A 24,234-nucleotide genomic window follows, 5' to 3' on the forward strand; every position below is an offset into this window, starting at 1 on the left:
TGCAAACCTAAGTAAGGCTAGCCTATCCTTTGAATAATTAAGAAAGGTTTGAGTAACGTAATTGTCTCAATGCAAACAACGCGGGGTCACTTATAGCCCATAACGGTGGCGTTTATGGGCTATAAGTGACCCCGCGTTGCCTTGGAGTGGAGTGGTGGTCAGCGCAGGACGATGTCCACAGGGTTCGCCTCGGACCGCCAGATGCCCTCGGTCCCCGCACGCGGGGCAATCACCGGCGCCGTCAGGACGCCGGAGCGGTTAGTGCGTTTGTCCCGCAGGATCTCCGTCACCGATCCCAAGTGCCGGGAGAGGTCGATCACGTTCTCCGGCGCGGCCAGCAGCAGCTGAAAGCCGAACTCGTGCAGGGCCTTGATGCCCGCCCCGGCGAACTCCTCCGAGGCGAGCACGAAGGCCTCGTCCATCATGACGGTGCCGTAGGTGGTGAACCCCTGCTCGGCGATGCCCAGCTGGTAGCTCAGCGCCGCCGCCATGATGAACGCGGTGAAGCGCTGCCGCTCGCCGCCGGACATGGAGCCGGTGTCCGCGTGCATGTAGACCTCGGTTTTCTTCTGGCCCTTCCCCGCCCCCTTGGGGCCGGCACTGTGGGCACCGGTACTCTGCACTTCGCGGTGCTCCTTGCACTGGATGAACAGGTGGCCGCGGACGTCCAGCACCTCGGCGCGCCAGCGCCGGTCCTCCGGAGTCTGCGAACCGAGCCGCTTCACGAGCGTTTCGAGCGACTTGTAGCGCGTGGTGAGCTCGGCGTCGTCGTCCGTCGCCGCCCCGGACGCCGCAGTGACCGTCTTGCCCGGCCGGGTATGCCGGACCTTGAGCGCGTTCTGGATGGCGTCCTTGAACTGCTTAGCCGTCGCGGGCAGCGTCTGTTTGATATCGAGTTCCAGGAAGCTGCCCTCGTGGAAGTTGACCTCGGACAAGATTCCGTTCAGCGGCAGGATGCGGCTGGTGATGGCGCGGCGCTCCTCGTCCAGCAGGTGCAACAGGGTGCTGAAGGATTCGTGGGTCCGCTGGTTGAAGAACTGCCGGAATTCAGCCTCCTGGGCGGGCAGCCCGTCGCTGACAATCGCGTGGTAACGGGATTCGAACTCCCCCGCGGCGCCGATCGAGGTGCCGTGGTCCGCGGAAATCGCCGTGCCCCATTCACGGACGAAGCCCTCGAAAATGCGGGTGAGACGCTCTGAAGTGGCCTGCCCGCGGGATTCGGCCCCATGCAGTTCCGCAAGGAGCCGCGTGCGGACCTGGTTGGCCAGATTGTCGAGTTCGTGCATCTCCAGGACGTCGCCGAAGCCGGCGAAGTACGGTTCCAGCGCGGCAACGCCGGCGTCCGACGGCGGCGCCTGGGCCAGCCGGCTGCGGGCGGCGTCGAGCAGCGAATCAGCGGCGGTCATGCGCGCATCGAGGGCTTTGTACTCGCTCTGCAGCACGGCCGCGGCCTCGGTGCTGGACTGGTGCCTGTGCCGCGCGGCTTCGATGCTGGCACGCAGCGGTTCGAGGTCCGCCTGCGCGGCAAGGGCGTCCTTGAGGCGCTGCTCGATCCGGGCGAGCTCCTCCGCGGCCACCGCGGCCGAGACCTGCTCCCAGGTCCGGTGGTCATCGGCCACGCGGCGCAGGGCATCGAGCTGGCGGGTCATGCCTTGGTGTGACTCTTCCCTGGTTTGCGCCAGTTCGGCGGCCTTGGCCAGCGCCTGTTGCAGGTCCTCAACCTGGGCCGCCACAAGTTCGAGCTTGGCGGCGTTGTCGAACCCGAGGACGTAGTCCTGCCGGGACGTGAAGCGATCGTCCTTTTCCACCGTGTGGCGGTTGCGCTTGACCACGCCGCCCAGGCTCAGGCCCTTGTCCAGGCCGGCGAGCTGGTCCGGGTCTTCCACGCACGGGTAGGCGAAGTCGAGGGCAATCCGTTCGCGCAGCCACGCGCTGGCCTGCCCAAGGGCATCGGCGTGAGCGCCTGCGGCCAGGCCGGCGTCGGTGAGGAAACGGAGCTTGGTCAGCAGATCGCCGTCGGCCACGTCCTCGACAGCCAGCGCGCCGCCGGCCAGGGGCCGGGAGACGTCTACGGCGCGCAGCGCCCCGCGCACGGAGTGATCGTTGAGGTACCGGGTGACTGCCGCGAAGTGCTCGCCCGGGACCAGCAGCGTGGTGGCCAGGCTCCGCAGCGCGCGCTCGGCGGCCGGGCGCCACTGTTCCTGGCCCTCGGCGAGGTCGATCAGCTCGCCGCCGAAGGGCATCTGTTCCTCGGGCACGCCCGCGGCGGCCGCAATGGCGCTGCGGTTTTCAATGCTCGACGGCGGCAGCAGCGACTTTCGCGTCTTCAGCGAGACGAGCTCCTGCTGGGCCGCGGCGAGTTCGCGCTTCCGGGTGGCGTGGCCGTCAAAGGCCTCGAAGCGCAGTTCCTTGAGTGCCTCGGAATCGTCCTGGAGCTCGGCCGAGCGTGCCGCGGCGTGCTCGTGGGCCCGTTCCCAGCCGGCGGCCGACCACTGGAGTTCCAGCCCGGCGTCGGTCAGCGCCTTGCGGGTCGATTCCTCCACCTCCTGCCGGAGCTTGAGCCCCACCCGGGCGTTCTCCAGGGACTGCTCTATCGCGGAAATCGCGTTGCCGCCCTGGTTGTTGTACTCCCCCTCCAGCTGGCGCAGCTCCTTGGCGAAGCCGTCGCGGACAGCGCGTTCGGCGGCGAGGTCACTGGCCTTGGCCTGGGCGAGCTCCTTCAACCGGGCCAGGGTCTTCTCATGGACCGTGACAGCGAGCTGCTGCTTGTAGGCCTCGAATTCCTCACCTGTTAGGTCCCGCAGCCGGTTCGCGTCCAGCAGCGCCTGCGCGTATTCCTTGTTCAGCCCGGGGACGGGCGCCAGCTGGTCGCGCTGCTGCCGGACGTCCTCGAGGCGCTGCCGGATGGACATGAGGTTGCTGAATTCCTCGACGACGTCGTCCGCCGCCGCAAGTGTGGCGGGGGCATCGAGGACCTGGTCGCGGAAGAAGGTGTTGACGCTGCCGCCGAGTCCCTTGCCGGCCTGGATGACGCGCAGCAGCGGGAGGGCCTGATCCGAGTTGATGCCGAGGAGGCGGCGGAAGCGTTCGGCGAAGGCCTTGTGAACGTCGAAGATCTGGGCGTCCGGGAAGATCGCGTCCAGCGCGGACTTGGTGAAGCGCTTCTCCGCGATGCCCTCGATCGCCGCGAGGTCCAGGGGCTTGTTGTCGATCATGTAGTACCGGCCGACGCTGGATTCCGTGCCGTTCTTGGGCAGGTCGAACAGCGCCGATACCGTCACCCGGGTGCCGGCGGCGTTGTCAAAGGTGAGCGCGACGGCGGACCAGGTGGCGCCGGGGCGCTGGAACGCACTCGCGGAGCCCTCGCCCACCGCCTTGTCGCCCACCTTGCCGCGCATGTACGTGAACGTGGTGCGCTTGTCCTCTACAGCGCCGCCGGCCCGCTGCGCGGCGGCTTCGTTGGAGCGGGGACGGGCGTCGAAGACCCGAAGCATGGCATCGAACAGCGTGGACTTGCCGACGCCCGAGTTGCCGGTCAGCAGGGTGCCGTTGCGGTCCACGTGCATGGTGTGGGCGCCATGGAACGTGCCCCAGTTGACCACCTGGACGAGGGCCAGGCGCATCTGGCCGGGGTTGGTGAGCTCGCCCATGGGCAGCATGGTTGCGAGGCTCACTGGGCTGCCTCGTTCGTTTCCGTGGTTGCGTCAGGCGTGGCCGGTGATGCCGCTTTGGGGGACGACGACGGTGATGCCGCCCCCGGGGCGGCATCACCGTCGTCGTCCGGGTCGTCATCCGTGCTTGCCGGTGTATCTGCATCGAGCTCCAGGAGTGGCTCGGTGCCTGACTGGTCTGTGCTGGCCGCGATGAGGGCTTCGATTTGGGCCGGGATGTCGCCGATGTTTTCGAACGGGAGGGCCAGGGGGAGGGCGTTGGAGATGGTGTAGACCTCGTCCAGGCCCGTGGCGAGGAGGAGCTGGCGGGCCAGGAGCTTGGTAATGGCGCGATTGACGACGTCGGCATCGCGCAGGGCATCCTGCTGGCCGGTGGGCTGGTAGTGGGCCACGAGTTCGGCGATTTCCTCGCGCGTGATCGTGGGGTCTGTCTGGGCGGTGACGTGGCGGTCCAGGAGCAGGCGCAGGCGGAGCAGGACGATGGTTTCGACCCGGCTCAGGGCACGTTGCTGGCGCAGGATGCTGGAACGGGTGCTGCCGCCGATCGCCTCGGGGTCCACGGGGCGCAGGACGGCCACCTTGCGTTCGTGGTCCAGCTGCAGCGTGAGGAAAAGTTCGGAGAGGCGGCTGCGGAGGATCAGCTGGTTGTCCAGGAGCGTGGTCCACAGTTTTTCGTCGCGCCCGCCGTCGATGTATGGGCCCTTGAGCAGCTTCACGAGCGCCTGCCGGACTTTCATCGGGAGCACGCCGGTATCGCCCGGGAAGAGGGCGGCGCCGTCGACGAACGTGTCCCGGGGAGTGACGGTAAAGGGGTCGCTCCGGACGTGGCCGCCGTCGTTGTCGGCGGGCACAGGGGGCAGATCGGCTGTCGCAGTCTCTGTCGCAGTCGAAGTCGCAGTCGCAGTCTCAGTCTCAGTCTCAGTCTCAGTCTCAGTCTCAGTCTCTTCAGTCATGGTCAATCCTTTGCGAGCGTGACGACGGGCAGGTAGGCGGTGCGGGTGGTGCCGTCGATTTGTTCGAATTCGATGGGGCCCCAGGCGCCGCGGTCGAAGCCGGCGCCGTCGTGGAGGGTCTGCGACAGCAGGGCCCGGATGGAGTTGATGTGGCGTTCCCCGGCTGGCAGTTGCGCCCAGGCCTCGGTCAGGGTGGTGGCCCCCACGAGCGCGGCGCGGATGGCTTCCGGCTTGGCCTTGGCGGACCGGGGCGAGCGCGCCCGGTCCGAGTCGGAGAACGCGATGGGGTCAGCCAGTTTGGGCGGGGCGGCGAATTCGTCCGGGTCGAAGAGCTTGACCATGGCCAGGGATTCGAAGCCGGCGCTGAACAACACCGGCCCGCGGACCAGGCCGGGCCGTTCGCGCTCGTAGGGGAGGGAGCGGATCGCCTGCTCGGCCTCCCGCAGGACCCTGCGGAGCCGGACCGACTGCCGGAAGTCGTCACTTTGGACGTAGGTGTTGAGGCTCTCGCTGAGCTTGCCGTAGATCCTCTGGATCTGGCTGTGCTGGCTGCGGAGTTCGGCCACGAGGTTCTTGAGGGTCTCGCGTTCGTCCTGGCTGAGCTCATCCGCGAATTGCCGGCTCAGCACTTCCCCGATCGCCGATCGGAACCTCAGCTGCTGTTGCGGGTCCTCCAGGAACGCGGTGAAGGACCGGAACGTCCGGCCTTCGGGGCTCTGCCGCAGCCGCTTGTCGGCCTCGAGTACCTGCGCCATGGTGGCGCCCTTGCTGAGGGATTCCTCGATGATCTGGTTGCGCAGCTCCCCCACGAGCTCTTCAATCCGGTCACGCATCTTCTTGTAGTCCGCGGGCAGGCTGGCGGCGAGATCGAGGATGTTGCCGGCAGCCTCCACGGCCTCGTCGTCATCGAGCAGTCCGTCGAAGTCCCCGGAGCTGATGTCCTCCATCAGCTGGCGGCGCTCGTCGATCTCCTCTTCAAGGGATTCAATCCGTGCAGTCTGGTCGGGGTTGGTCTCGTTGGCGAGCTTTTCCACATCGCCGAGGAGTGTGCCGAGCCGGGAGCCGTTCAGCGTGGACCGCTCGCTGGACAGGCTGTCCAGAAAGGCCAGGACGCGGGCAGCAGGCTCGGTGACTTCGTAGACGATCTGGCCAGACTGGTTCCGGCGCGTCAGGAAGTTCTTGCGGGTCCATTCGTCCGCATATTTTTTTCCTGAGAGCGCGCCGCCGGCCGAACCGCCCTGCTGCTCTCCGGTGCCGGGCTCCTGCCGGCGGAGCTGCTCGAGGAAGGCGTCGACGTCGGCGTGGAACTGTTCCAGCGGCAGCTGGGCGCGGGTGCGGGTGAAGGAGGCCTGGAGCACGGCGATCACCCACGGCGCCGAGCGCGTCAGCGCCCAGGCAGGTCCTTTGGTGAGGAGCTCGAGGTCCCGGAGCCGGGCGCTGATGGCGTCGGCTGATGACACGGCGGAGCGGGACACGCACTCTCCTTCGGCTGCCAGGGGATGGTTGGGGGTGGTGCTGCGGGGCGGCGGAATCGAAAAACTGCCAGCTACAAGGTTAACGCAGGGCCCCGGCCGTTAACGCAGGCCCGGGCAGCATTCTTCGTTGTGCGCTCCCCCGCGTCGGAGCAAACTGGAATGACCAGCTGAAGGGAGACGATCATGCGGAAGAGAACGATGTGGATCGCGGGGGCGGCCTCTGCAGCAGTGATGCTGGGGGGAGCTTCGATTGCGGCCGGGGCAATCCGACAAGACCGGGATCTTCCCTCCCTGAGCCCGGACGACCTGACAGCCAGCATCGGAAAGCTTGCCCTGGATGGCGATTCCGACGGACCGGCGCTCACCGACGCCGACCGCGCCAGGGCAACCAGCGCCGCCCTGGCGAAAGTTGGCCAGGGCAGCGTCACCGAAGTGGAGCGCGACGACGACTCCGGCGCGGCCTATGAGGTCGAGGTACGCCTCAACGACGGAACCCAGGTGGACGTGGCCCTCGGAGCGGACTTCCAAGTGGTGAGCCAGAGCGCCCCCGGACCCGACGAGGACTGACGCAGGGAAGCATTCATGGCATTGACGTCCGGTGTGTCACCTGTGATTGGTGAGGCTGCCGCAACCGTGCCGTGACCTACGCCTCGGTAGCATTTCGATCCCGTATCAAGAGGCCGCGATCGTCCATGGGGCCCTAGTTCAGCACGTCTCCTGCACCCTACGCTCGGGCTACTGATTCAACCGAAGCGATGGTGCAGGGGGAAGAATGCAGTTCGACCTAAGCGCAGTGGAAACGGGCACGATGGTGGTGATTGGAACCCTCGTGTTCGCCTTGGTGATCGGCGCCTTCATGATGGTGTCCGCGTTCGCGGCCATGGTTCTGGTCGGCGTGGGCCGGCTCGCCTGGTACCTCGTAGCCGGCGCGGTGGTTGGCCTGGTTCACGGCATCAACTACGGTTGGGACCGGCTGGTCCACCACGCCTCAACCGTGGAATTGCCCGCCGATTTCCAGGTCGACTTCGGCGCGGACTTCCGGCCCGACCATCCGGGTCAGGCTTCCCCTAGCACAGGCACTTACCCGCGAGTAGTATTGCGGGACAGCTGAAGGGTCCTCCACCCGCGGCGGATCCAGGGCTCGAGCCGGCCACCCGGTTAGAGGAGATGCCCAATGAGCTCCGCCATCGAAGACCCCGCCACCGCACCCGACTCTCCAACACCCGACTCTCTGACACCAGGCACCGCGACGCCGGAGACCGCCGGGGCGCCGGACCACATCGGCCCCGACGCGTCGGCCGCCGACGCCCGGGCCATCGCCGAGGCCGCCCGCGAGACCAGCTGGACACAGCCCAGCTTCGCGAAGGGCCTCTACCTTGGCAGCTTCGACTTGAGCCTGATCCACCCGTGGCCCGAGGCCCCCGCCGACGACGTCGAACGCGGCGAGGCCTTCATGGCCCGGTTGACCGACTATTGCCGGACGATGTCGGGGCGCGCCATCGAACGGGACGACCGGATCCCGGACGACTATCTCAAGGGGCTCGCCGAGCTCGGCGCCTTCGGCATGAAGATTCCCCGCGAATACGGCGGACTGGGCCTGACCCTCGTGTACTACGGCCGCGCGCTGGCCGTGCTTGGCTCGGTGCACCCGAGCCTTGGCGCGCTGCTGTCCGCGCACCAGTCAATCGGCGTCCCGGAACCGGTCAAAGAATTCGGCACTGCTGCCCAGAAGCGGGAATACCTGCCCCGCTGCGCCGCCGGAGCCATCACTGCCTTCCTGCTGACCGAGCCCGACGTCGGCAGCGATCCCGCCCGGATGGGCAGCACGGCCGTCCTCTCCGACGACGGTGAGTCCTATGTCTTGGACGGCGTCAAATTGTGGACCACGAACGGCGTCATCGCCGAGCTGGTTGTGGTGATGGCCCTCGTCCCGCCGCACACCGATGCCGACGGGACCGCCCACAAAGGCGGCATCAGCGCGTTCGTGGTGGAAATGGACTCCCCCGGTATCACTGTGGAAAACCGCAACACCTTTATGGGGCTCCGCGGGATCGAAAACGGCGTCACCCGTTTCCACCAGGTCCGGGTCCCCGCCACCAACCGGCTGGGCCGGGAAGGCCAGGGCCTGAAGATCGCGCTCACCACACTGAACACGGGCCGGCTCTCGATCCCCGCACTGTGCGTCGCCACGGGCCGGTGGAGCCTGAAGATCGCCCGCGAATGGTCCAACGCCCGCACCCAGTGGGGTCGGCCGATCGGCCAGCATGAGGCCGTGGGCAAGAAGATCGCGTTCATCGCGGCCAGCACCTTCGCCTTGGACGCCGTGTTTGAACTCTCCGCGGAAATGGCGGACGCCGGCCAGAAGGACATCCGGATCGAGGCGGCCCTGGCCAAGCTGTGGTCCACGGAGATCAGCTGCCTCATCGCGGACGAGCTCGTGCAAATCCGCGGAGGCCGGGGCTTTGAAACGGCGGACTCGCTCGAGGCCCGCGGCGAGCGCGCCGTCGCCGCGGAACAGCAGCTCCGCGACATGAGGATCAACCGGATCTTCGAGGGGTCCTCGGAAATCATGAAATTGCTGATCGCCCGCGAAGCCGTGGACGCGCACCTGGCGGCCGCGGGAGACCTCGCCTCGGAGGACGCCCGGCTGTCGGACAAGGCGAGGGCCGCCGTAGGCGCCTCCGGCTTCTACGCGAAGTGGCTGCCCAAGCTCGTGGCGGGCGCGGGCATGGATCCGCGGTCCTACAGCGACTTCGGCAGGCTCGCCAAACAGCTCCGCTACGTGGAGCGCTCCTCCCGGCGCCTCGCACGGCAGACCTTCTACGGAATGGGCCGCTGGCAGGCGAAGCTTGAGCACAAGCAGGCGTTCCTGGGCCGGATCGTAGACATCGGCGCGGAGCTATTTGCCATGGCGGCCTGCTGCTCCCGGGCCGAGATGCTGCTGCGGACGCAGCCCGAAAGAGGCGCCTCCGCCTACGAACTCGCCGAGGCGTACTGCGAACAGTCCCGTGTTCGGGTCGACGAATATTTCGACCGTCTGTGGCGGAACACCGACGACGCCGACCACGCCCTGTCCCGCAAGACCCTGGCCGGCGACTACGCCTGGTTGGAGGCCGGGGTCCTTGACCAGTCAGAAGGGACCGGGCCGTGGATCGCGGCCGCCGGACCGCGCGCCTCGGTCCGGGAAGACCTGCACCGCAAGTACCGCTGACGGCGCCGCACGAATGGTAAGCATCCTTGCTAACCGGATACCGCCGTGGTTAGGTGGACGCCAGACTGTCACCCCTACGGTGCCTGTCATTCAGCGAAAGTGAACAACCCTCATGAGCAGCACAGCAGGCCCCGACGACAAGACGACACGCCTCACGACGCAGGAAGGGGACACGACCGGGCCGGTTACGGCAGTCCGCCACGACGAGTCCGTCCGTGATGCGCCCCGTCACGACGCACCCCGCCGCGAGGCTGTTGCCGAGACTGTCGTGGAAGGGATCCCCACGCGCCAAACGGTGGTGGCCCGCGAGAAGGAGCAGTTCGGCGGCATCCAAGTCGGCTCGGCATTCTTCGGCTGGCTGGCGGCCACGGGTACGGCCGTGCTGCTCACCGCACTGGTTGCGGCAGGCGGCACCGCCGTCGGGCTGGCCACCAACACCGATGTGAACGACGCCGTCGACCAGGCCTCCAACAACCAGACGGTCGGGCTGGCCGGCATCATCGTGCTGCTGGTGATCCTTCTGATTTCCTACTACTGCGGCGGGTATGTGGCCGGGCGGATGGCCCGCTTCAACGGCGTCAGGCAGGGCTTCATGGTCTGGATCTGGGCCCTGATCGCGGCGATCGTGGTTGCCGTGCTGGGTCTGGTTGCCGGGCAGCGCTTCAACATCCTGGCCAACCTGAACAGCTTCCCGCGCATCCCGATCAACGAGGGCCAGCTGAACACCCTGAGCATCATCGCGGCGATTGTCGTGGCCCTGGTGGCCTTGGTGGGCGCGGTGCTGGGCGGCCTCGCGGGGATGCATTTCCACCGCAAGGTGGATCGGGCCGGCTTCAGCCCGGCAGCAGTCGAGGAGACCCCCGTCGGGGACTCCTCAGCCGGGGACACCTCATTCGGGGACACCGCACCCTCACGCCGCTAGCCCGGGCACCGCTGGCTCGGAGGCGTCAGCCGGACACGACGCCGGACAAGTAGTACCAGCGCCGGTCCACCCGGACAAAGCGGCTCGTTTCGCGCTGGACACCGCGTTCGCCCTCGTGCCGGTAGTGCGCGGCGAATTCCACCACGCCGTCACTGTCCAGCGGGCCGCCCCGGCTGGTGGAAAGAATGTCCAGGCGACGCCACTGCATGCCGGCATCGAACTCCAGCTCCGCGGGCCGCGTGTCCGGGTGCCAGGTCCGGAGCAAGTAGTCCGCGTCCCGGACCACGAACGCGCTGTACCGGGAGCGCATGAGCTGCTCCGCCGTCGGCGCCTCGGCATCTCCGCGGTGGAACCGCCCGCAGCAGTGGACATACGCCTCGCCGGACAGGCACGGGCAGTTCCCCTCATACGGTACGGCCGAGCTGCTCGGGGACCAGTCCGCGCCGGCGGGCTCGGAATCGGCTGCTGCGGCGTGCGTCACAAGGTGTCCTTCCGGCGGGCCGGACGACGCCGGCGGGGCTGACTTTGACTATAGACGCCGGGGCGGAGGGGCCGGGCCCCGCTCGCGGATAACGGCTTCGACACATCTTCGCCGCGACCGCCCGGGGCGGCACGCGGCCAAGGAAAAGTACGTATTGTTAAGGGGGCTCCTGCCCGCCACGTGCTTGCGGCAGGGATCACGCTGCAGCAGTCTGACCAGGAGAGGTGACATGGAAGATCCAACAACCATTGCGCTGAACCTTACGTTTTTCGGGACCCTCGGCGTGGCGTTCTTCATGTTCCTCGGTCTCTTTATGGTCTTCGCCGCCACTCTCGTGCTCGCAGGGATCGGCCGGCTGGCGGCAGTCGTTGTCCTGGCCGCCGCCGGACTCCTCCGCGAGGGTCCCGGCATGCGGGAAGATCGGGCCCGGGAAGATTGGCCCCTGATCGAGCCGGTCAAGGCCGCAAAGCCCGCGCGCCCGGCCGTGACCAAGAAGCCTCGCCCCCCTGCCCGGAATGCAGGCAAGAAGGAGCCGGCGTTGTCGCCGGAGTGGGCGGCCGCCGTGGCCCGGGCAGATGCCCGCGCTGCCGCAAGGGCCAGGGCCGAAGCCGGCCGGGCCGTCCGGGTCACCGTCCGGGACCTGCCCAACCCCATGGCACCGGCACATGACATCAAGGAAGTCTCAGCCCTCGTGCAGTCGGCAACGGACACCAACGGAACACTCGGCGTCGTCCCGCGGGCGTTCCAAAAGCCGCCCATGCCCGCGGCAAAATCCCTGCTGGACACCGGCTCCCTCGTGTCACTGCGCGGCAGCCTGCCGGCCGGGAAGGCCAAACAGCCGGCCCAGGAGCGCAAGGCCGGCTGAGCCCTTACCCCGGGCCGGCAAGTCCGCTACGTTGGAACCCATGGAATTCAGATACCTCGGGAACAGCGGCTTCAAGATTTCAGAAATCACGTTTGGCAACTGGCTGACCCATGGCTCCCAGGTGGAGAACGACGTCGCCACCCAGTGCGTCCGGGCGGCGCTCGACGCCGGTATCAGCACCTTCGACACGGCGGACGTCTACGCCAACACCGCGGCGGAGACGGTCCTCGGCGCAGCCTTGAAGGACGAACGCCGGGAGTCGCTGGAAGTCTTCACCAAGGTCTTCGGCCCCACCGGGCCCAAGGGCCACAACGATCTTGGCCTGTCCCGCAAGCACATCATGGAATCCATCAACGGCTCCCTCAGGCGGCTGCAGACGGACTACGTGGACCTCTACCAGGCCCACCGCTACGATTACGAGACGCCGCTGGAAGAGACCATGCAGGCCTTCGCGGACGTCGTGCGGCAGGGCAAGGCCCTGTATATCGGGGTCAGCGAATGGACGGCCAACCAGATCCGCGATGGCCATGCCCTCGCCAGGGAACTGGGCTTCCAGCTGATCTCCAACCAGCCGCAGTACTCCATGCTGTGGCGGGTGATCGAGGCTGAGGTGATTCCGGCGTCTGAAGAGCTGGGCCTGTCCCAGATCGTCTGGTCTCCGATCGCGCAGGGCGTGCTGAGCGGCAAATACCACCCCGGCAAGCCGGCCCCCGAGGGCAGCCGGGCCACAGATTCCAAGGGTGGTTCGCGGATGATCGAGCGCTGGATGTCCAACGAGGTCCTCACCGGCGTCCAGCAGCTCAAGCCGATCGCGGAGGAGGCCGGGCTGACCATGGCGCAGCTCAGCATCGCCTGGGTGCTGCAGAACAAGAACGTGGCCTCGGCGATCATGGGTGCGTCCCGGCCGGAGCAGATTGAGAAGAACGTGGCGGCCGCCGGCGTGAAGCTGGACGCGGTGATCATGGACAAAATCGACGCCGCCATCGGCTCGCTGGCCGAACGCGACCCCGCGCAGACCAAATCACCCGCCTCCCGCGAGGCCTAGGCCCATGCCCATCGCGCCCGAGCTCGCCGTCACCGGATCCACCGGCCACCTGGGCGGCCTGGTGGCCAGGCTGCTGGCAGCGGCCGGAAGCGAGCAACGGCTCCTGGTGCGGGACGCCGCCCGGGCACCTGAGCTCGAAGGTGCCGTCTCCTTCGTGACCACCTACGCCGATCAGGACCGGACAAAGGCGGCGCTGGTCGGCGCGAAAACGGTGTTCATGGTCTCCGCCGCCGAGGCGGAGGACCGTCTGCAGCAGCACTACGCCTTCGTCGACGCGGCGGCCGCGGCGGGCGTCCAGCACATCGTCTACACCTCGTTCTTCGGCGCGGCGCCGGACTCCACGTTCACCCTGGGCCGGGACCACTTCGCGACGGAGGAGCGCATCAAGGCCTCCGGCATGGACTACACGTTCCTGCGCGACAACTTCTACCTGGACTTCCTGCCGCTGCTGGCCGGGGAAGACGGCTTTATCCGCGGCCCGGCCGGGAACGGCGTGATGGCGGCCGTGGCGCGGGCGGACATCGCCCGCTCGGCCGTCACCGTGCTGCGGGACCCGGCCCTGCACGTGGGACGGACCTATGACCTGACAGGCCCGGAGGACATCTCACTGGCCCGCGGCGCGGAACTCCTGACCGCAGGAACCGGCCGGGCCATCACCTTCCACAACGAGACCCTGGAGGAGGCCTACGCGTCCCGCGCCTCCTACGGCGCGCCGCCGTGGCAGGTGGACGCCTGGGTGAGCACCTACACGGCCATCGCGGCCGGCGAACTGGCCGGTCCGACGTCGGCGGTGCATGAGCTGACGGGCCGCGAACCGCTGAGCCTGAAGCAGTTCCTGGCGGAGGCGCACACGCTGTAGCCCGCGCGCCGGCGCCCCCGCGGGACCTGACGGGCCGGCCTGATCCGGTGTTGACGGTTTCCGGGCTGCGGCGTAGACCTGATTTCAGGTGACACCGGCCAGCAACGGGCTGGCGAACAGAAGAATCGGTGCGGAGAAGAATCGCAACGCCATGCCAAAGCAAATGTCCAGACACTCCGGCATCCTGAAAAGTCCGCGGCGGCAGGACCGGAGACTCGCGCCGCATTCCGGGGAGCCGAGCCACGGCCCGCTGACGGCGGACGAGCTCCAGCTCGCCGTGCGGAATCATTCCATGCCGCTCGAGGCCTTGCAGATCGATACCACTCCGCCCGGGCTGCACTACGTGCTCACCCACTTCGACATCCCCTTCATCGACATCGAGCACTGGCATTTGCAGATCGGCGGCGCGGTGCAGCGGGCCGTGGAGTTGAGCATGCGGGCCCTGCGCCGGGCACCGAGCATCACCCTCCCGGTCACCCTGGAATGCGCCGGCAACGGCCGGTCCCTGTTGCGTCCCCGTCCGTTGAGCCAGCCGTGGGTCCTGGAGGGAGTCGGCACCGCGGTGTGGACCGGCGTCCCGCTGGCCTACCTGCTGACCCAGGCCGGGGTGGAGGACGACGCCGTCGAGGTGCTGTTCACCGGGGCGGACTCCGGCGTCCAGGGCGGCGTCGCCCAGCAGTTCGCCCGGAGCCTCCCGATCGGCGAGGCCCTGCGGCCCGACGTCGTGCTCGCCTACCGGATGAACGGCGCAGACCTGCCGCCGCAGCACGGCTATCCGCTCCGGCTGGTGGTGCCCGGCTGGTACGGCATGGCGAGCGTGAAGTGGCTGTCCTCGATCAGGGTCCTGACCAAGCCCTATGACGGGTTCCAGCAGGCCGTGGCGTACCGCTACCAGCAGGATGCCGGCGATCCCGGCACCCCGATCACGTGGATCAAGGTCCGCTCGCTCATGGTTCCTCCGGGCGTCCCGGACTTCTTCACCCGGAGCCGGATCCTGCCCCGCGGACCGGTGATGCTAACCGGCCGGGCGTGGTCCGGGCAGGGCGCCGTGCAGCGCGTCGACGTCGGGATCGACGGAAAGTGGGCGCCGGCCCATCTGGAGCACCCGGCCGCGCCGTTCGCGTGGTCCGCGTGGTCGCTGCCCTGGGTGGCCGATCCCGGCGAACACGAGCTCTCCTGCCGCGCCGCCGATGCCAGCGGCGCGGTGCAGCCGCTGGAACCGGTTTGGAACTACCAGGGCATGGGCAACAACGTGGTGCAGCGAATCAGGGTCAGTGTGGAGTAGTGCCCCGTAGGGGGATTTGTCGTACGGGGACTTGACGGGCAGGTGGTCAGCGGCCGTGCCGCAGGTGCTCCGCATTCAGTTCGTCCAGTTCCTCGTCCGTGAGGTCATCGAAGCCGCGGGCCTCGTGCTTGTCGCTGCGCGAGAAGCGGATGAACATCAAGATGATCAGGGGCAAGTCGACAATTTCGCAGATGAACCACAGGACGTCCCCCGCCAGTTGCTGGTCGCGCAGGGCATCGGGGAACCAGCCCAGCGCGGACGGTGTGGTTGTGACGTGATCGAGGACCTGGCCGTTGAGGCGCAGCAGGATTCCGGGCACTGCATCGACCAGCAGCTCAATGAACACAAACACGAATTCCAGGATGAAGAAGGCGCTGGAACGGCGGAAGTCTGCCTCCTCGATGATCGGCAGTGCCATCATCATGCCCAGTAGCGGGACCCCGATGGTCAGGAGTGCCTCCGCCAACGGGGCTGCGCGGAGGGTGTAGAACGCCGGCGTGAGGAAGGTGGAGAAGAGCGCGAGGCCAAGGAGCGGGGCGGCCATTGAGTTGCCGGCGAGCCGCACAGCGCGGTGTGCGAGCGCCTTGTTCAGCCGGTCGACGCCACGTGGCGGGAGGGCCGCCCTGGCCAGGGAGATCGGCTTCCCCAGCCCGATCAGCAGAGGCACCACGAAGAGCAGCAGGGAAATCTTGAGTGTGAAGGCCCACCGGAGCTGTGCGCTGTAGACGCCGGGGAAGCCGCACGTCAGCACGGTCAGGGACCCCAGGCCCAGGATGTAGAACGCCAGCGTCCGCCAGACGGGGTGGCGGTGACCGCGCGCCGCCGCGGCCTTCAGGCCCAGCGCATACAGCACCGCCGATCCGCTGATCAGGGCAGCGGCGGTCCAGTCAATCTGCCAGGCGGTGAGGACTACATCAAGGGGCGGCACGGGTTCATGCTAGTTGCCTTACCTTGGAGGAGCCCGAGTTCAACTTGCAGGGACCCGTCCCTCCGCGCCTACAATGAGCCGGATCCCAGCTCCGGGCTCACGGGCGTGCCCCCGCCGGCGCCCCACAGCACGCCGGAGGTGCCTGGGAGCCTGGTGGCCTAACCGGCGTCAGTAGTCCACGATCGCGCCGGCGGAGATATTGACGGTAGCGTCAGTGATGGCCGCCGCCTTGTCCGAGACGATGAAGGATGCCACGTTTCCGACGTCCGCCAGCGTGGCCGTGCGGTTCAAGTGCGCGGCCCTGGCAATCTCCACCACGATCTCCTCGCGGCCCTCCGCCTGCCAGGGGATGGTTTCGATAATGCCGCCGGTGACCATGGTAACCACCCTGATGCCGTGTTTGCCCAGCTCGAGGGCCCACTGCCGGCGCAGCCCTTCCATCGCGTCCAGCGCCACCTTGAACCCGCCCAGGCCCGTGATGGTTTGCGGACCGGAGCCGCCGAACATGAGCACGACGCCGGAGCGCTGCTTGACCATGTAAGAGGCTGCCGCGCGGGTAGTCAGGAAATGCGTGCGCGCGGCCAGGGCGATGGGCCGGGTGAAGTCATCCACGTCGATCTCCATGAGTGGCTCCTGCACGTCGCCAAACGAGATCACGTTGAAGGAAATATCGATCCTCTTGCTCTTCTTCGCCACCCGGCTCACGAAGGCATCCACCTGCTCTTCGTCCAGCGCGTCGACGACGGCGGTCTCGGCGGTGCCGCCGGCCTCACGAATGTCATGGGCTACTTTTTCCAGCCGCGATTCGGTCCTCCCGGCGATGTGGACCGTGGCGCCGTCGGCCGCGAAGGCCCTCGCCACCGCCCCGCCAACCGCTCCTCCGCCGCCGTAGATCAGGGCGGTCTTGCCGTAAAGCAAGCCGTTTTCCGGAATCCCGATATTCAGCATCTTTGCCTGCCTAGTGCCGCGGAGTTCGTGAATTCCCTCAACTATGTTCTTGCGGAGGGCCGGTGGCAAGAGGACCGGCAGCCGCACGGACCGGCGCTGCCCGCGGCGTGGCGGGGACGATTGTCACGCCGGGACCCGGCCAGGCGTCCCCCCAAAGCACACTCCTGACCGAACCACGACGTGCCGGGCGGGCTATATCCGCCCCAGCACACGAGAAATTGGACACGTCCAATTTCTCGTGCTGAGCCTACCCGGAAAATATTGGACATGTCCAATCTGCTAGACTCGCAGGCGACCTGATGATTTGTGACAAGCCCGCGCCTGATGAATATTGTCCGATGAAAGAAGCCACTGTGAGCGACGACCAGCCGACCCCCGCACCGGGTCCAGCCCTGGCCCGCAAGCTGAACATCCTGCTGGACACCGCCGAAGCCGAGGGCCGAAAAGTCACCTTCACCGATGTCCGGGACGCCATGTCCGCCGCCGGGACGCCGCTCTCCCGGGCCCGGTGGCATTACATGCGATCGGGCACGGGACCGGCCGTCAAGAAGGTCGAACTCCTTCAGAATTTGGCCAAGTTCTTCGGCGTAAGCGAGAACTACCTGATCGACGTCGACGAAGAGCTTCCGCCCCGGGTGGAGGCGCAGCTTGAATTGCTCGCGTCGATGCGGGTCAACAAGGTGCGCAACTTCGCAGCCCGCCAGCTGGACGGGCTCTCCCCGGAGACCCTGCTCCAGATCCGCGACCTGATCGACGAGCAGCTCTCCCGCGGGGATTCCGACGAGACCGCCCGCGGGGATTCCGGCCAACCCTGACGCCCAGCGCCCCTCACCACGCGCTGACCTGCACTGATATGATTCTGGCGAGGTTTGGCCGTCAGGAAGTGGCGTGTCCACGCTGACGCTCTATCAACAGCCAAGGACTCGGTACATGGATTACGACGCCGCCCGGGCGCGGGCCCGGGAAGCAGAAGCAAGCCTCTCCCTCAGCGAGCCGGTCTCCCCGGCATCAATCCAGGCGCACCTTGAACGGCAGCGGAACCGCAAGATCGTCATCAAGCCCATCGAAGGGGCAACGGACAAGGTCTGCGGACTGTGGTTCGGACTGGACCACATGGACCTGATCCTGCACGCCCGGGCTGCCTCCGAAGTCCACCGGCAGCAGATTGTTCTCCATGAGTTCGCCCATATGATCCTGCATCACGAACAGGACATCGTGTCCGCCGAATATGCGGGCACGTTCTTCCCGGACCTTGATCCGGAGCGCGTCGTCAGGGCACTCAAGCGGACCGATTTCCTCAATGAGTTCGAGGTCGCCGCGGAGCTCCTGGCTGACCGTCTCGCCGCACGCATCCGACGTTCCCAGGACCGCTCGGGAGGCCAGCCGGGGAACTTTGGATCGGTTTTCGGATGATCCAGCTCGTCGCAGCCGCGGTCCTTTTCGTTCTCGCCGCGGCCCGGATCCCGGCCATGATGCGGAACCGCCGCGATACCGTGTTCCTTTCGGCTTTGTTCGCCGGTGCCGGTTCGGTGTTGATGTCGCCGGCCGTGTACGCCGCGGTCGATGCCCACATCGGCGGATTCAATCTGGCCAAGCTTGCCTTGCATGCCTCGATGATCTTCAGCCTCTGGTACCTCCGGCGTTCAGTCCTCGCGGCGATCGTCCCGGCCGGCACGCGCCTGGCACTCGTGGTCTCCCTGCCGCTGACGCTCACGCTGGCGCTGGAATTGTTGTTCTTCGTCCTGACCGGCCCCACCACGACGACCGACAGCTGGGGGCTCTACCATGAGCGTCTGCCAGCCGCCCTGTTTTCCGCCGTGCTGATCGCCTACATCGGGTGGGTGTGCTTCGGGGTCGCCGTAGCGTGCTTCCGCTATATCCCGAGGATGCGCCAGTCCTTCAAGGTCGGGTTCACCATGGTCGGCGCCGCTAGCGTTCTGGCCCTGTTCGTGACGATCAAGTTCACGATCGGTCTGCTCTCCGTCCCGATCCCGGCGCTCCTGGCCGTCCCTGTGCCCCCCGACACCGCCATCCGGGTCGTGGAGATGCTCACCCTCATCCTGGGCGGTGCGGGCTTGACGGTGCCCGCCGTGGCCGGGCATGTCCGACTCAAGCGGCAGGCCCGCTGGGCGGCCGACGCCCTCGCCGGCGTCGAACCCATCAGGGACCGGGTCCTCCAGCATGCAGGCGGCGAACGCCTCCTCGAAAGCGACCCCTCCGCGCCAACCGGGGAACGGCTGCACCGGATGATCGTTGAAGTGTGGGATGCCGAGCTTGCGTCCGGCGGGACCTTGACTGCTCAGGAGCGCACTTTCCTCTTGGCCGCCGAAGAGCAGCTCGATCTGAACCGGCTTCCCTGACAGCTCCGCTCCGGTCATCGGGCCCGGGGCCGGCGTCAACGAGGCACGGCACTAGCTTTTGGGCGGCCCTTCAGAGCCTTCACCGCGGGGGCCTTCACCGACTGAGCCCGAGGGCTTAGGACCGGGCACCCCGCCCGCCGGTCCGACTGCGGGTGCGACTGCGGGTCCCGCGTACGCCGGCACCGGCAGCTCGCCCGGATCGATGGGACCCATATCGAGGTGGAACGGCGGATACTCGTCCCGCATGAGTGCAACATAGGCGATCACGCGGTAGATCCAGCGGTTCAGGCCGAGCACGAGGTCGAAGATCCCCCGATAGTATTTTGCCGTGAACAACAGGATCACCCCGGCAATGAGGACCAACAGCCCGAGGAGGGAGATGCCCACACTTTGCTGTTCCCACTCGCCGCCCTGGAATACCCACGTCGTCGCCGTCCCCGTCAGCACGCCGATGATCAGCAGATGCGGAATGGCCAGCAGCCACGATTTCACCAGCACCAAGCCGCGGGATAGCCGTTCGGGATAGTCGACGTCGAAGTCCGCCGGGTAATCGGTGCGAGCCAGCGTGAAGGGCGGATAGGCGTCCGTGCCGATCGCACTGAAGGCATAGAAGGCCACGCGCCAGTTCCAGCGGATCACGCCGGCATTGAAATTGAACAGAGAGCGCGGGTAGCGCGCCGTGAACAGGATCGCGAACCATGCCACGACCGTGACCACGCCGAAGGCGAACCAGAGGAAGAACAGGATGATGCAGTGCGGGATGGCCAGGAACCACTTCACGAGCCACATCCACCGTGAGAGATTCGGATCGAGGTAGCCGTGGAGGCGTGCGGGGTAAACGTACGGTGTAGTCGCTCCCGGCGTTACCGGATAGGGAGTCACCGGATACTGAGTTCCCGGCGCGGCGGCGTAAGCCGCTACAGCACCCGGCGGCGCAGACGTGTTCTGCTGGCCGGGGCCGGACCCGGGCGGGTATGAACCCGCCAGATATGGCTGGCCGGGCTGGGCTGGCAGGTAGCCAGGAGGGACGCCGCTGCCCGTTCCGCCTTGGCCCGGCCCGTCACGGCCGAGTCCGGCGGCGCCCAGCACGATCAGCGGCACCCCGATCAGCAGCATCACCAGGCCGCCGATCAGCAGTCCGATGAATACCGGCAAGAGCAGGTCCGTGCGTGCGCCGGCCTGCAGATTCACGCTCACCGGGGAACTCGCGTCGGCGTTCATGACCACGGCGGCCCAGGCCCCGGAGCGAAGGTTCCAGGTTAGTTCCTGCTCCCCCGGGCCCGTGGCAGTCGCGGTCCAGAAGTTCTGCTGCGCCGGATCGGCCGGGATTTTGGCACCGTTGACGTCGCGGTACAGCGCACGGAAGGGGCGGAATCTGACGTCGACGATTTCGGTGCGCTGGACACCGGCCAAGTACGCCGCAACATCGGCCCGCGGGGCAATTCCGATGAAGATTTGCTTGCCGGGATCGGTGGTGGAACCGCGGAGCAGCACGCTGCCCGCAAAGTCCACGGGGACGCCGTCGTTGACGCCGCCTCCGGTCGTGAGGTCCAGCCGGGGGGTTGTCAGTGCGTAGGAATTGCCTGAGAACTGCTCCGACGGCGTGATGAAGTACCTGCCGTCCCGCTGCTGGTAGTTGACCCAGCCCGTGACCCCGGCGCCCGCCAGCAGTCCCAGACCGACCAGCGCGCACAGCGAGCCGATCACCAGCATGACAATTCGGCCTGCTTTCATGGCCGCCGTCCTTTCAGATGGTCCGTTTGCCACGCCCGGCGGGGCGGGACTTCCGGAAACTGGCGGCCCGGGCCGCTACCGCCCGCGCCAGGTCAGGAACGGATTGGCTTCGGCGATGATGTCTGCACCGCCGGCACGGAGGACGCGCGCAATCTTCGTGACGGCGTCGCCGTGGCTGAAGGTGCTCAGGCGGGTATTGCAGGCGGCCGGCTTGGCTGCCGTTGCCTGGCGCTGCCCGATGCCAGGGGTGTGGACAAGGAACGCTTTCACGCAGTGATCACCACTTTGAGGGCCTTCGTCTCCGCGGCGTGGGCGAAAGTGTCGTACGCCTCCATGAACTCGTCAAAGATGAAGTGGTGGGTGGCGAAACTGTCTGCAGGGATTTTCTGTTGAGCGACCAGCTTGAGCAGCATGGGGGTGGTGTTGGTGTTCACCAGGCCCATGCTGATGTTGATGTTCCGGATCCAGAGGTCTTCGACATGCAGTTCCACGGCCTTCCCGTGGACGCCCACATTGGCCACGTTGCCGCCGGGCCGCACGATCTCGGTACACATCGTGAACGTCGCCGGGACGCCCACGGCCTCGATCGCGACGTCCACACCCTGCCCGTCTGTCAGGACCATCACCTGTTCCCTCCAGTCGGGAGCGCTGGAGAGGACCACATCCGTGGCGCCGAATTCGCGGGATTTTTCGAGCCGGTTCGGGTCGCGGTCGACGGCGATGATCGTCGCGGCGCCGTAAAGTCCGGCGGTACAGATCGCGGCGAGTCCGACCGGGCCAGCGCCGATCACGGCGACCGTGTCGCCGGGCTTGACACGGCCGTACTGCACACCGATCTCAAAGCCGGTGGGAAGGATGTCGGAGAGCATGACGGCTTGTTGGTCGCTGACTCCCTCAGGCAGGAGGTGCAGGGAGTTCTCGGCGTACGGGACGCGGACGAACTCGGCTTGGGTGCCGTCGATCAGGTGCCCGAATACCCAGCCAATGCCGGACGTGCCTTCCTCCCCCAGGCAGTGGGAATACAGGCCTGTCTTGCAGTTGGCGCAGTGCCCGCAGGACTTGATGCAGGAAATGATCACGCGGTCGCCCACCTTGAGGCTGGTGACGGACGCCCCGATCTCCGTGATGGTGCCAACCCCCTCGTGGCCCAGGATGCGGCCCTTGGCCACGGTGGGGACGTCGCCTTTGAGGATGTGCAGATCGGTGCCGCAAATGGTGGTGGTTTCCACCTTGACGATCACATCGCTGGGGCTTTGGATGGTGGGATCGGGGACGTCGGTCCACGACTTCTCCCCGGGCCCACCGTAGACAAGGGCTTTCATACGTGTTCCTTGGTCTTGAGAATGACCAGCGGATCCACGAGGCGCAGACGGCACGGCGTCTCCGTACTGTCGATCCCCGACGACATCAGCGAGGCGCGGGCGCGCTCACGGAGTTCTTCGATAGCGGCGGCCGACACCCGGGCATGGGCGAGGTCGAGCACAAGCTCAAAGCTGGGGAGCTTGCTAGTGACGCGGCGGCAAACCACATAAAGTGCCCGCACGTTGGCTGCGGTCACCACGCCATGCACCTCGATCCGCGCTGATTCGGCGTCGGCGTTCAGGCGTATGAGAACTTTCAGTTTGGGGTCCCCGGAATGGTGGTGCATCGTCATGTGGCCGTGGCCTCCTGCCTTTTCCTGCTGAAGCCGGGGTTCCCCCCTCAACTACGACGCCCAACTGGCCGTGCAGGAACCTCCCCACATTTAGCTTGGTGGGCTTGCACGGCAGGGGTAAGGGGCGAAAGTCCCGTGTGTGTGTTTGGGTCCTGCGGGTTCAGATGCTCGATTTATGGGTTCCCGACTTTGGGTTCTCGACTTTGGGTTCAGGGGCGTGCACGCCTAGCCTGTTTCTATGTCTGCTCCGCTCGTTCCCTGCCCCGCGCCGGACCTCGTGCTGGCCTCGGTGCGGCAACCCGGGGACGGAACATGCTTCGACGTTCATCTTTGCGGCGGCGCCGTCTCTGCGATCATCCCGTCGCGCCAGGACGCCCCTGCGGTCCCCGCTGCCACCCGCGTGGTTGACCTGGACGGCCGCTACGTCATTCCGGGGCTGTGGGATGAGCATGTCCATATGACGCAGTGGGCGCTGGCCTCTAACCGGCTTGACCTCTCCGCCGCCGGCTCGGCGCGCGAGGCGGCCGCCGTCGTCGGGTCCCATCTCGCCGGGACCGCTGCCGCAGAGTCCCTCGTCGCCGGCGCCGTGACTGGGGTCGGCGGCGGCATTGGGGTTCCGGGTCCTGTCCAGACGCTGGTGGGCGTCGGTTTCCGCGATGCCGTCTGGCCGGACCTGCCCAGCTTGGCGCTCCTCGATAGCGTGACGCGCGGCCGGCCGGCGGCGCTGATCAGCCACGACCTCCACTCTGTCTGGCTCAACTCTGCGGCGGCCCAGCGGTACGGGGTGCCTGTGGACTCGGACGGGCTGCTCCGGGAAGATCCGGCGTTCGCCTTAACCGGCCAGCTTGGCCAGCTTCCGGATACGGTGGTGGATCCGTGGGTGCGGCAGGCGGGGCGGGCTGCTGCGGCGCGGGGCGTGGTCGGGATCGTGGACTTCGAGATGACCTGGAACCGCGACGCCTGGCTGCGGCGGATCTCCGGCGGCTTCGCTGCCCTGCGGGTTGAGGCGGGGGTCTACCCACGGGACCTGGACCGGGCCGTGGCCGAGGGGCTCCGGACAGGTTTGGCTGTGGCCGGCAGTGGCGGGCTCCTGACAGTGGGCCCATTGAAGGTGCTGATCGACGGCTCGCTCAATACCCGCACAGCGTACTGCGTTGACCCGTATCCAAACGGCGGTCACGGCCTGCTGACGGTGAACGAGGCGGAGTTGCTTGCCCTGCTGGTCCGGGCGCGGCAGGCGGGCTTTGTTCCGGCGGTGCACGCCATTGGCGACGCCGCCAACCGTGTGGCGCTGGATGCGTTTGAGGCGGCGGGCATTCCAGGGCGGGTGGAACATGCCCAATTTGTCCGGAGCGAGGATTTCACCCGGTTCGGCCGGTTGGGTGTGACCGCGAGCGTCCAGCCTGCGCATGCCCTCGACGATCGGGACACCGCCGAGGCGAACTGGCCGGGGCGGACGGACCGGTCCTTCCCGCTCCGTTCGTTGGTAGCCGCCGGTGCGACGCTGGCCCTTGGCTCGGACGCACCGGTGGCCCCACTGGACCCGTGGACCGCCATGTCCGCCGCCACGGCGCGGGCCCGGCAGGATGGCCGCGGGCCATGGCATGCCGAGCAGGCACTCACGCGGCAGGAGGCCGTCACGGCCTCGACCCGCGGTCGCGGCCGGCTCCGGGTGGGGGACCCCGCCGATATTGCAGTGCTCGACGGCGACCCGCTGACGGTGTCCGACGCGGACTTTGCCGCGATGCCGGTGGCCGCCACGTTGGTGGCGGGACGGTTCACCCACGGCGGCCAGTAGCTGCCCGCCAAGTGCCTCTGACTTATTGCGTTGCCTTGTTTGCCG

The 24,234-nt window shown here is 67.2% G+C and carries 22 protein-coding genes; 12 read left to right on the forward strand and 10 right to left on the reverse strand.

All coding sequences use genetic code 11. The features are described from left to right. Positions 1-158 precede the first annotated feature (158 nt). The 3 genes from AC1DKQ_RS04940 to AC1DKQ_RS04950 are packed head-to-tail and all read right to left on the reverse strand — an operon-like array spanning position 159 to position 6,099. Positions 159-3,674: an ATP-binding protein gene (locus AC1DKQ_RS04940; protein WP_476918373.1), complete on the reverse strand. Its 3,516-nt coding sequence runs from the start codon at positions 3,672-3,674 to the stop codon at positions 159-161. After that, on the reverse strand, positions 3,671-4,624 hold the full coding sequence (locus AC1DKQ_RS04945; protein ID WP_476918374.1) for a DUF4194 domain-containing protein: 954 nt from the start codon (positions 4,622-4,624) through the stop codon (positions 3,671-3,673). The genes AC1DKQ_RS04940 and AC1DKQ_RS04945 overlap by 4 nt, the downstream gene beginning before the upstream one ends. A gap of 2 nt (positions 4,625-4,626) precedes the next feature. Beyond that, positions 4,627-6,099: a DUF3375 family protein gene (locus tag AC1DKQ_RS04950; RefSeq protein ID WP_476882934.1), complete on the reverse strand. Its 1,473-nt coding sequence runs from the start codon at positions 6,097-6,099 to the stop codon at positions 4,627-4,629. 183 nt (positions 6,100-6,282) lie between these two features. Between AC1DKQ_RS04950 and AC1DKQ_RS04955 the strand changes: the two genes are divergently transcribed. The 4 genes from AC1DKQ_RS04955 (at position 6,283) to AC1DKQ_RS04970 (ending at position 10,232) form a co-directional block, all read left to right on the forward strand. Further along, a complete protein-coding gene (locus AC1DKQ_RS04955) occupies positions 6,283-6,666 on the forward strand; it encodes a PepSY domain-containing protein (protein WP_476882935.1) in 384 nt (127 codons plus the stop codon). A gap of 205 nt (positions 6,667-6,871) precedes the next feature. Next, complete coding sequence (locus AC1DKQ_RS04960) at positions 6,872-7,210, forward strand: hypothetical protein (protein WP_476882936.1); 339 nt, start codon at positions 6,872-6,874, stop codon at positions 7,208-7,210. 63 nt (positions 7,211-7,273) lie between these two features. Then, positions 7,274-9,310 (forward strand): acyl-CoA dehydrogenase family protein, encoded by a 2,037-nt coding sequence (locus AC1DKQ_RS04965; protein ID WP_476882937.1) that lies wholly within the window; start codon positions 7,274-7,276, stop codon positions 9,308-9,310. 112 nt (positions 9,311-9,422) lie between these two features. Then, entirely contained in the window at positions 9,423-10,232 is an 810-nt protein-coding gene (locus tag AC1DKQ_RS04970) for a hypothetical protein (protein ID WP_476882938.1), read from the forward strand. Between the two features lie 25 nt (positions 10,233-10,257). Here AC1DKQ_RS04970 and AC1DKQ_RS04975 read toward each other — a convergent pair whose 3' ends face one another. Next, on the reverse strand, positions 10,258-10,620 hold the full coding sequence (locus AC1DKQ_RS04975) for a YchJ family protein (RefSeq protein WP_476883232.1): 363 nt from the start codon (positions 10,618-10,620) through the stop codon (positions 10,258-10,260). Between the two features lie 322 nt (positions 10,621-10,942). On the opposite strand from AC1DKQ_RS04975, the gene AC1DKQ_RS04980 reads away from it, so the two are divergent. The 4 genes from AC1DKQ_RS04980 to AC1DKQ_RS04995 all read left to right on the forward strand — a co-directional run bounded on the left by AC1DKQ_RS04980 (position 10,943) and on the right by AC1DKQ_RS04995 (position 14,767). Then, complete coding sequence (locus AC1DKQ_RS04980; protein WP_476882939.1) at positions 10,943-11,578, forward strand: hypothetical protein; 636 nt, start codon at positions 10,943-10,945, stop codon at positions 11,576-11,578. Between the two features lie 40 nt (positions 11,579-11,618). Beyond that, positions 11,619-12,623, forward strand: coding sequence for an aldo/keto reductase family protein (locus AC1DKQ_RS04985; RefSeq protein ID WP_476882940.1), 1,005 nt, complete (start codon positions 11,619-11,621; stop codon positions 12,621-12,623). Positions 12,624-12,627: 4 nt separating this feature from the next. Continuing rightward, the gene (locus AC1DKQ_RS04990; protein ID WP_476882941.1) at positions 12,628-13,482 is read left to right on the forward strand and encodes an SDR family oxidoreductase; all 855 of its coding nucleotides are present in this window, start codon (positions 12,628-12,630) and stop codon (positions 13,480-13,482) included. Between the two features lie 151 nt (positions 13,483-13,633). Further along, a complete protein-coding gene (locus AC1DKQ_RS04995) occupies positions 13,634-14,767 on the forward strand; it encodes a sulfite oxidase (RefSeq protein ID WP_476882942.1) in 1,134 nt (377 codons plus the stop codon). A 46-nt stretch (positions 14,768-14,813) separates the two neighbouring features. Here AC1DKQ_RS04995 and AC1DKQ_RS05000 read toward each other — a convergent pair whose 3' ends face one another. Together AC1DKQ_RS05000 and AC1DKQ_RS05005 are read right to left on the reverse strand one after the other, a co-directional pair. Next, entirely contained in the window at positions 14,814-15,695 is an 882-nt protein-coding gene (locus AC1DKQ_RS05000; RefSeq protein ID WP_476882943.1) for a cytochrome c oxidase assembly protein, read from the reverse strand. A 168-nt stretch (positions 15,696-15,863) separates the two neighbouring features. Continuing rightward, positions 15,864-16,643 (reverse strand): SDR family NAD(P)-dependent oxidoreductase, encoded by a 780-nt coding sequence (locus AC1DKQ_RS05005; protein WP_476882944.1) that lies wholly within the window; start codon positions 16,641-16,643, stop codon positions 15,864-15,866. 338 nt (positions 16,644-16,981) lie between these two features. Between AC1DKQ_RS05005 and AC1DKQ_RS05010 the strand changes: the two genes are divergently transcribed. The 3 genes from AC1DKQ_RS05010 (at position 16,982) to AC1DKQ_RS05020 (ending at position 19,003) form a co-directional block, all read left to right on the forward strand. Beyond that, on the forward strand, positions 16,982-17,458 hold the full coding sequence (locus AC1DKQ_RS05010; RefSeq protein ID WP_476918375.1) for a hypothetical protein: 477 nt from the start codon (positions 16,982-16,984) through the stop codon (positions 17,456-17,458). A 115-nt stretch (positions 17,459-17,573) separates the two neighbouring features. Next, a complete protein-coding gene (locus tag AC1DKQ_RS05015; protein ID WP_476882946.1) occupies positions 17,574-18,056 on the forward strand; it encodes a M78 family metallopeptidase domain-containing protein in 483 nt (160 codons plus the stop codon). Further along, positions 18,053-19,003, forward strand: a complete 951-nt coding sequence (locus tag AC1DKQ_RS05020; protein WP_476882947.1) for a hypothetical protein — start codon at positions 18,053-18,055, stop codon at positions 19,001-19,003. Before AC1DKQ_RS05015 ends, AC1DKQ_RS05020 begins: the two co-directional genes overlap by 4 nt. Positions 19,004-19,054: 51 nt before the next feature. Here AC1DKQ_RS05020 and AC1DKQ_RS05025 read toward each other — a convergent pair whose 3' ends face one another. From AC1DKQ_RS05025 to AC1DKQ_RS05040, 4 genes are all read right to left on the reverse strand, one after another. Beyond that, on the reverse strand, positions 19,055-20,737 hold the full coding sequence (locus AC1DKQ_RS05025) for a DUF4389 domain-containing protein (protein ID WP_476918376.1): 1,683 nt from the start codon (positions 20,735-20,737) through the stop codon (positions 19,055-19,057). Between the two features lie 75 nt (positions 20,738-20,812). Beyond that, entirely contained in the window at positions 20,813-21,007 is a 195-nt protein-coding gene (locus AC1DKQ_RS05030) for a hypothetical protein (protein WP_476882949.1), read from the reverse strand. After that, the gene (locus AC1DKQ_RS05035) at positions 21,004-22,059 is read right to left on the reverse strand and encodes a zinc-dependent alcohol dehydrogenase family protein (RefSeq protein WP_476882950.1); all 1,056 of its coding nucleotides are present in this window, start codon (positions 22,057-22,059) and stop codon (positions 21,004-21,006) included. Before AC1DKQ_RS05035 ends, AC1DKQ_RS05030 begins: the two co-directional genes overlap by 4 nt. Next, complete coding sequence (locus tag AC1DKQ_RS05040; protein WP_476882951.1) at positions 22,056-22,391, reverse strand: hypothetical protein; 336 nt, start codon at positions 22,389-22,391, stop codon at positions 22,056-22,058. The genes AC1DKQ_RS05035 and AC1DKQ_RS05040 overlap by 4 nt, the downstream gene beginning before the upstream one ends. A gap of 238 nt (positions 22,392-22,629) precedes the next feature. Here AC1DKQ_RS05040 and AC1DKQ_RS05045 point away from each other — a divergent pair, with 238 nt between their 5' ends. Beyond that, complete coding sequence (locus tag AC1DKQ_RS05045) at positions 22,630-24,189, forward strand: amidohydrolase (RefSeq protein ID WP_476918377.1); 1,560 nt, start codon at positions 22,630-22,632, stop codon at positions 24,187-24,189. Positions 24,190-24,234 lie beyond the last annotated feature (45 nt).

The sequence above is a fragment of the Arthrobacter sp. 05L421 genome, from assembly GCF_056397785.1.

Excerpts from the sequence above, each read along its gene's own strand:
- AC1DKQ_RS04945 (WP_476918374.1), bottom strand. The coding sequence starts at position 4,624 with ATGACTGAAGAGACTGAGACTGAGACTGAGACTGAGACTGAGACTGAG.
- AC1DKQ_RS04955 (WP_476882935.1), top strand. The coding sequence starts at position 6,283 with ATGCGGAAGAGAACGATGTGGATCGCGGGGGCGGCCTCTGCAGCAGTG.
- AC1DKQ_RS04960 (WP_476882936.1), top strand. The coding sequence starts at position 6,872 with ATGCAGTTCGACCTAAGCGCAGTGGAAACGGGCACGATGGTGGTGATT.
- AC1DKQ_RS04965 (WP_476882937.1), top strand. The coding sequence starts at position 7,274 with ATGAGCTCCGCCATCGAAGACCCCGCCACCGCACCCGACTCTCCAACA.
- AC1DKQ_RS04970 (WP_476882938.1), top strand. The coding sequence starts at position 9,423 with ATGAGCAGCACAGCAGGCCCCGACGACAAGACGACACGCCTCACGACG.
- AC1DKQ_RS04980 (WP_476882939.1), top strand. The coding sequence starts at position 10,943 with ATGGAAGATCCAACAACCATTGCGCTGAACCTTACGTTTTTCGGGACC.
- AC1DKQ_RS04985 (WP_476882940.1), top strand. The coding sequence starts at position 11,619 with ATGGAATTCAGATACCTCGGGAACAGCGGCTTCAAGATTTCAGAAATC.
- AC1DKQ_RS04990 (WP_476882941.1), top strand. The coding sequence starts at position 12,628 with ATGCCCATCGCGCCCGAGCTCGCCGTCACCGGATCCACCGGCCACCTG.
- AC1DKQ_RS04995 (WP_476882942.1), top strand. The coding sequence starts at position 13,634 with ATGCCAAAGCAAATGTCCAGACACTCCGGCATCCTGAAAAGTCCGCGG.
- AC1DKQ_RS05005 (WP_476882944.1), bottom strand. The coding sequence starts at position 16,643 with ATGCTGAATATCGGGATTCCGGAAAACGGCTTGCTTTACGGCAAGACC.
- AC1DKQ_RS05010 (WP_476918375.1), top strand. The coding sequence starts at position 16,982 with ATGAAAGAAGCCACTGTGAGCGACGACCAGCCGACCCCCGCACCGGGT.
- AC1DKQ_RS05015 (WP_476882946.1), top strand. The coding sequence starts at position 17,574 with ATGGATTACGACGCCGCCCGGGCGCGGGCCCGGGAAGCAGAAGCAAGC.
- AC1DKQ_RS05020 (WP_476882947.1), top strand. The coding sequence starts at position 18,053 with ATGATCCAGCTCGTCGCAGCCGCGGTCCTTTTCGTTCTCGCCGCGGCC.
- AC1DKQ_RS05025 (WP_476918376.1), bottom strand. The coding sequence starts at position 20,737 with ATGAAAGCAGGCCGAATTGTCATGCTGGTGATCGGCTCGCTGTGCGCG.
- AC1DKQ_RS05035 (WP_476882950.1), bottom strand. The coding sequence starts at position 22,059 with ATGAAAGCCCTTGTCTACGGTGGGCCCGGGGAGAAGTCGTGGACCGAC.
- AC1DKQ_RS05040 (WP_476882951.1), bottom strand. The coding sequence starts at position 22,391 with ATGACGATGCACCACCATTCCGGGGACCCCAAACTGAAAGTTCTCATA.
- AC1DKQ_RS05045 (WP_476918377.1), top strand. The coding sequence starts at position 22,630 with ATGTCTGCTCCGCTCGTTCCCTGCCCCGCGCCGGACCTCGTGCTGGCC.